Source organism: Streptomyces sp. SID14478 (genome assembly GCF_010548525.1).
Taxonomy (GTDB): domain Bacteria; phylum Actinomycetota; class Actinomycetes; order Streptomycetales; family Streptomycetaceae; genus Streptomyces.
Genome location: NZ_JAAGMG010000561.1, coordinates 1 through 4,755, shown reverse-complemented (window position 1 = coordinate 4,755; position 4,755 = coordinate 1). Strand labels below are relative to the sequence as shown.

Below are 4,755 nucleotides of genomic sequence, written 5' to 3'. Positions count from 1 at the left end.
GTGCGCCGGGCGCGGGCCAGGGTGCGCAGCGTCGCCTCCCAGCTGAGCACCGGGGAGTCGAGGACCAGGCCCCTGATGCGCTCGCGCAGGGCCGAGTGGGCCGCGGCGTGCAGGGCCATCGCGGCGCCGGTGGAGAAGCCGAGCACGATGACGTGCCGGGCGCCGTAGCGCACGGCGTAGCGGATCGCGGCGTCCAGGTCGCGCCACTCCGTCTCGCCCAGGTGGCCGAGGCCGTCCGGGGAGCGGGGCGCGCCGAGGTCGCCGCGGTAGGCGAGGTCGAGGATCGGGAAGCGGTGGTGGTGCAGGAACCCCATGAGGTTCATGGGGTGTTCGCGGGTGGTGCCGAGGCCGTGCACGGTGATGACCCAGGTGTCGCGCACGCCGGGCACGAACCAGGCGGGCAGGGCGCCGAGTTCACCGGGTACGTCGATGTCTGCGTGGTCGAGGCCGAGCGCCGCCTTGGGGTCGCCGATGTACACCTGCGGGGTGAGCCAGGCCTTCGCGCCGGGTTCGAGGGTGCCGTGGGTGACGCGCTCCAGCCGCCGCACGACGGTGTCCGCGGCGTGCGGCGCCGATTCGAGCACGGGCCCGACGACCGCGTGGTAGCCGTCGCCGGCGAGGCCGTACGTGCCCGGGCGCAGCGAGGCCAGGTCGCGGGTGAGGGTGATCCGGCCCGCGGCGGTGGCGTGGACGGTGAGCCTGGGTTCGGTGGGCAGCGGGCGTCCCGCGGGCGCCTTGAGCGCGGCGTCGCTGGCCAGCCGGCCGGCGGCGATCGCGGCGGCCGAGGCCCCTATGACGGCGGTGACGGCAGCGGCCGTCGCTCTGGCGGTACGCACTCGTCCAGTGTCGGGGGCCGGGCCCGCCCCGGCCAGCGGGACGGCGGGTGCGGGTGACGTCCGGTGGCTGCCGGGGCGGGTGGGGCGAGATTTTTCCGGGCGGAACCGGCTCAGCCCCGACCCGAACCCGCTCGGCCCCCACCGTCCCCCTGCCCGTACCCGCGCAGCCGCTCCCCCACCTCGTGCAGCTGCGCGTCGGTGAGGAGCGAGGGGGTGCGGCCGGGGACGGAGTGGGCGGTGAGCCAGAGGCGGCACATCCACTCCAGCTGCGCGGTGCGGTCGTAGGCGGCGGCGAGAGTGTCCCCGTATGTGATGGTTCCGTGGTTCTGCAGGAGGCAGCCTGTGCGCCCTCGCAGGGCGGCGAGCATGTTCTCGGCCAACTCCTCGGTGCCGTACGTCGCGTAGGGGGCGACGCGGACCGGGCCGCCGAGGGCCGCCGTCATGTAATGGACGGGCGGCAGCTCGGGGACGAGCGTGGAGACGGCGGTGGCGTGCACCGCGTGGGTGTGCACGACGGCACGTGCTCCGGTGTCCCGGTAGATGGCGAGGTGCATGGGGAGTTCGCTGGTCGGGGCGAGGGTGCCGGCGCGTCGGGCGCCGTCGAGGTCGACGGCGACGAGGTCCTGCGGGCCGAGCCGTTCGTAGGGGACGCCGGTGGGGGTGACGAGCACCGTGTCGCCGACGCGTACGGAGACGTTCCCGGAGGTTCCCACGACCAGTCCGTCGGCCACGGTCCTGCGCGCCGTCGCCACCAGCTCTTCCCATGCCTGCCCGAGTCCGCTCATGGCGCGCATCCTGCCAGCCGCACCGTGCGGACCCGATCCGGGAGAGGGGGCGTCCGGAAGGTCGCGTATGGGCATGGATCAGCCCGGAAAGTCGATTGGCTGGGGTTCGACGGGCATGTCGGGTCTTCCGGTAACCTCTGGAAGATTTGTCATGCACGTCGCCATCCGGGGGGAAACATGGCTCGTGATCACAAACCGTCCCGTCGCCGTGCCCGGGTCGCCGCGGTGGTCTGCGCGGCGGTCCTGACCGTGGGGGGAACCGCGCTCGCACAGCTGCCCGCGCAGGCCGCCGCCCGGCCCAAGGGGCACGACGTCTCCTCGCACCAGAAGAACGTCGACTGGCAGAAGGCGAAGAGCAGGGGCGCGCGGTTCGTCTACGTGAAGGCGACCGAGTCGACCACCTACAAGAACCCCTACTTCGCGCAGCAGTACCGGGGCGCCCGCAGTGCGGGCATCGTCCGGGGCGCCTACCACTTCGCCCGGCCCGACAAGGCGTCGGGCGCGGCCCAGGCCGCGTACTTCGTACGCAACGGCGGCGGCTGGCGGGCGGACGGCTGGACGCTGCCGCCCGCGCTCGACATCGAGTACAACCCGTACAGCGCGCGGCACAAGTGCTACGGCATGAGCAGGACCGCACTGGTCGGCTGGATCCGCGCCTTCAGCGACGAGGTCAGGCGCAGGACCGGGCGGCGCCCGGTGCTCTACACGACCTACCACTGGTGGAAGACCTGTACCGGCAACAGCGGGGCCTTCGCCGGCGACCACGCCCTGTGGATCGCGCGCTACGACGCGAGCGCGGGGGCGCTGCCCAAGGGGTGGGGCTACTGGACGTTCTGGCAGTACGACAACGGCGGCGGCCTGCCGGGTGACCAGAATCTCTTCAACGGTTCGACGGCCCAGTTGAAGAGGTTCGCGCGGGGGTAGTCCGGCCTGGCCGAAAGTCCCACGGAACCCTTGGTTCCGGGGCTCCCGAGGGGTCGATCCGGAACGCGTGCCGCCGCCCTGCGCCAAGCGGAGCGGCGGCGCTCCGGTTCGGGTCACCGCTACGCCCCACCCAGTTCATCTTCCGTTCACTCGGCTTGCTTACGTTCAGCGTGCCACTGACGTCCGAACGAAGCCTGGGTAAATGGAACACATCACGCTGCTCCTTGCGATCGTGATCGTTACCGCGCTGGTTTTTGATTTCACCAACGGTTTCCACGACACCGCCAACGCGATGGCGACGACCATCTCGACGGGCGCCCTCAAGCCGAAGACGGCGGTGGCCATGTCCGCCGTGCTGAACCTGGTCGGAGCGTTTCTCTCCGTCGAGGTCGCGAAAACGATCTCCGGCGGCATCATCAACGAGGACGGCCTCAAGACAGAGGTCATCTTCGCGGCGCTCGTCGGCGCCATCCTGTGGAACCTGCTGACCTGGCTGGTCGGTCTGCCGTCCAGCTCCTCGCACGCCCTGTTCGGCGGCCTCATCGGCGCCGCGGTCATGTCGATGGGCTGGTCCTCGGTCAACGGCGGCACCGTCGTCACCAAGGTGCTGCTGCCCGCGGTCGCCGCGCCCCTCGTCGCCGGCATCGCCGCGATGCTGGCCACGCGCCTGACCTACCGCATCAGCAAGCACACCGACGAGAAGGCCACCTCCAAGGGCTACCGCGCCGGGCAGATCGCCTCGGCCGGGCTCGTCTCCCTCGCGCACGGCACGAACGACGCCCAGAAGACGATGGGCATCATCACCCTCGCCCTGATCACCGGCGGCGTCCTCAACCCCGGCGCCAACCCGCCCCTGTGGGTCATCGTCTCGGCCGGTCTGGCGATCGCGATGGGCACGTACCTGGGCGGCTGGCGGATCATCCGCACCATGGGCAAGGGCCTGACCGACCTGGCGCCGCAGCAGGGCTTCGCCGCGCAGACCAGCGCCGCGACCGCGATCCTCGCCTCCTCGCACATCGGCTTCTCGCTCTCCACCACCCAGGTCTGCTCCGGCGCCGTGATGGGCTCGGGCCTCGGCCGCAAGGGCGGTGTCGTCCGCTGGTCGACCGCCACCCGGATGTTCGTCGCGTGGGGCCTGACCCTGCCGGCCGCGGGTCTGGTCGGCGCGGGCGCCGAGTTCCTCACCAAGCAGGGTCCGTGGGGCATCGGCCTGACGGCGGCGCTGCTGATCGCCGGTTCGGCGGTCATCTGGAAGCTGTCGCGCCGCAACTCCATCGACCACACCAACGTCGCCGACGACGACGTCGCCGCTGTCGGCGCCGCCCCCGTCGAGGAGCCCGCCGGTGTCGTGACCACGGCCATCGCCGCCGTCACCCCGCCGCCCGTCGGCACCCTCGTCGAGGCCGAGTCCTCGGCCGTGCGGTCCACGATCCCCGCTCCGGCCCCGGCCGTGACCGACCCCGTGCGCCCCGCCGGCGCCACGCTGTAAGGAAGCAGGACCAGCTATGACGATCGACTGGGCGGCTCTCGCCTCCGTCTTCGGGGTCAGCCTCGTGGTCACCGTGGCCCTGGTGGGCCTGTTCACCCTCGGCATCGTCGGCCTCTCCAAGAAGGAGTCGGCGGCGCAGCGGGGCGGCTCCGCGACGGTCGCCACCTCCGGCGCGTACCTGTGCTTCGCGCTGTGCGCGGCGGCCGTGGCGTACGGGATCTTCCTGATCGTGGCCTGACGCCCGACAGCCCTGTCACGGTGGGGTGCGAGACCGCTTCCGGCGTCTCGCACCCCACCGTCGTATGAGGAACGTCCCACTGGTCAACGGCAAGTTGACGTGCGTTCGCGCAGCGTGGTGGACTTCCCACGCCATAGCGGCAGCAGGTGAGGAAGCCGGTGCGAATCCGGCGCGGTCCCGCCACTGTGAACCCCTGACGGGGTGAGCCAGGAACTCTCGCTGCCGGTCTCGTCGAACCAGGGCGTGGACACCCTGAGTGAGGACAACTACCGCCATGCTCGCCCTGCGCGGCGCGGCGCGGGCCGAGCGCGTCTTCGCGTACGGCGCCGCCGCCGGACTTCTCGCCGATTCCCTCTTTGGCGATCCGCGCCGAGGGCACCCCGTGGCCGGCTTCGGCCGGGCCGCCGGGGCCGTGGAGCGGCTGCTGTGGCGTGACCACCGGGGATGGGGCACCGCGCACGCCGTGATCTGTGCGGGCGGTGC

General features: G+C 72.0%; 5 protein-coding genes, 1 pseudogene and 1 riboswitch. Of the genes and pseudogenes, 4 read left to right on the top strand and 2 right to left on the bottom strand.

The window, feature by feature from the left end; genetic code table 11:
• Both G3I40_RS18620 and G3I40_RS18615 read right to left on the bottom strand, forming a co-directional pair.
• Positions 1 to 836, bottom strand: an 836-nt coding sequence (locus G3I40_RS18620; RefSeq protein ID WP_164303265.1) for an alpha/beta fold hydrolase, incomplete at its 3' end; no start/stop codon positions are given.
• A gap of 110 nt (positions 837 to 946) precedes the next feature.
• Positions 947 to 1,621, bottom strand: coding sequence for a class II aldolase/adducin family protein (locus G3I40_RS18615; RefSeq protein ID WP_239091807.1), 675 nt, complete (start codon positions 1,619 to 1,621; stop codon positions 947 to 949).
• A 177-nt stretch (positions 1,622 to 1,798) separates the two neighbouring features.
• Here G3I40_RS18615 and G3I40_RS18610 point away from each other — a divergent pair, with 177 nt between their 5' ends.
• The 4 genes and pseudogenes from G3I40_RS18610 to G3I40_RS18595 all read left to right on the top strand — a co-directional run.
• On the top strand, positions 1,799 to 2,545 hold the full coding sequence (locus G3I40_RS18610; RefSeq protein WP_164303263.1) for a lysozyme: 747 nt from the start codon (positions 1,799 to 1,801) through the stop codon (positions 2,543 to 2,545).
• Positions 2,546 to 2,747: 202 nt separating this feature from the next.
• Positions 2,748 to 4,034 (top strand): inorganic phosphate transporter, encoded by a 1,287-nt coding sequence (locus G3I40_RS18605; protein WP_164303262.1) that lies wholly within the window; start codon positions 2,748 to 2,750, stop codon positions 4,032 to 4,034.
• A gap of 16 nt (positions 4,035 to 4,050) precedes the next feature.
• Positions 4,051 to 4,272: a hypothetical protein gene (locus tag G3I40_RS18600; protein WP_164303261.1), complete on the top strand. Its 222-nt coding sequence runs from the start codon at positions 4,051 to 4,053 to the stop codon at positions 4,270 to 4,272.
• Between the two features lie 100 nt (positions 4,273 to 4,372).
• Positions 4,373 to 4,509, top strand: a riboswitch (cobalamin riboswitch).
• Positions 4,510 to 4,546: 37 nt separating this feature from the next.
• Positions 4,547 to 4,755 (top strand): annotated as a pseudogene (locus tag G3I40_RS18595) (hypothetical protein); the annotation flags it as partial.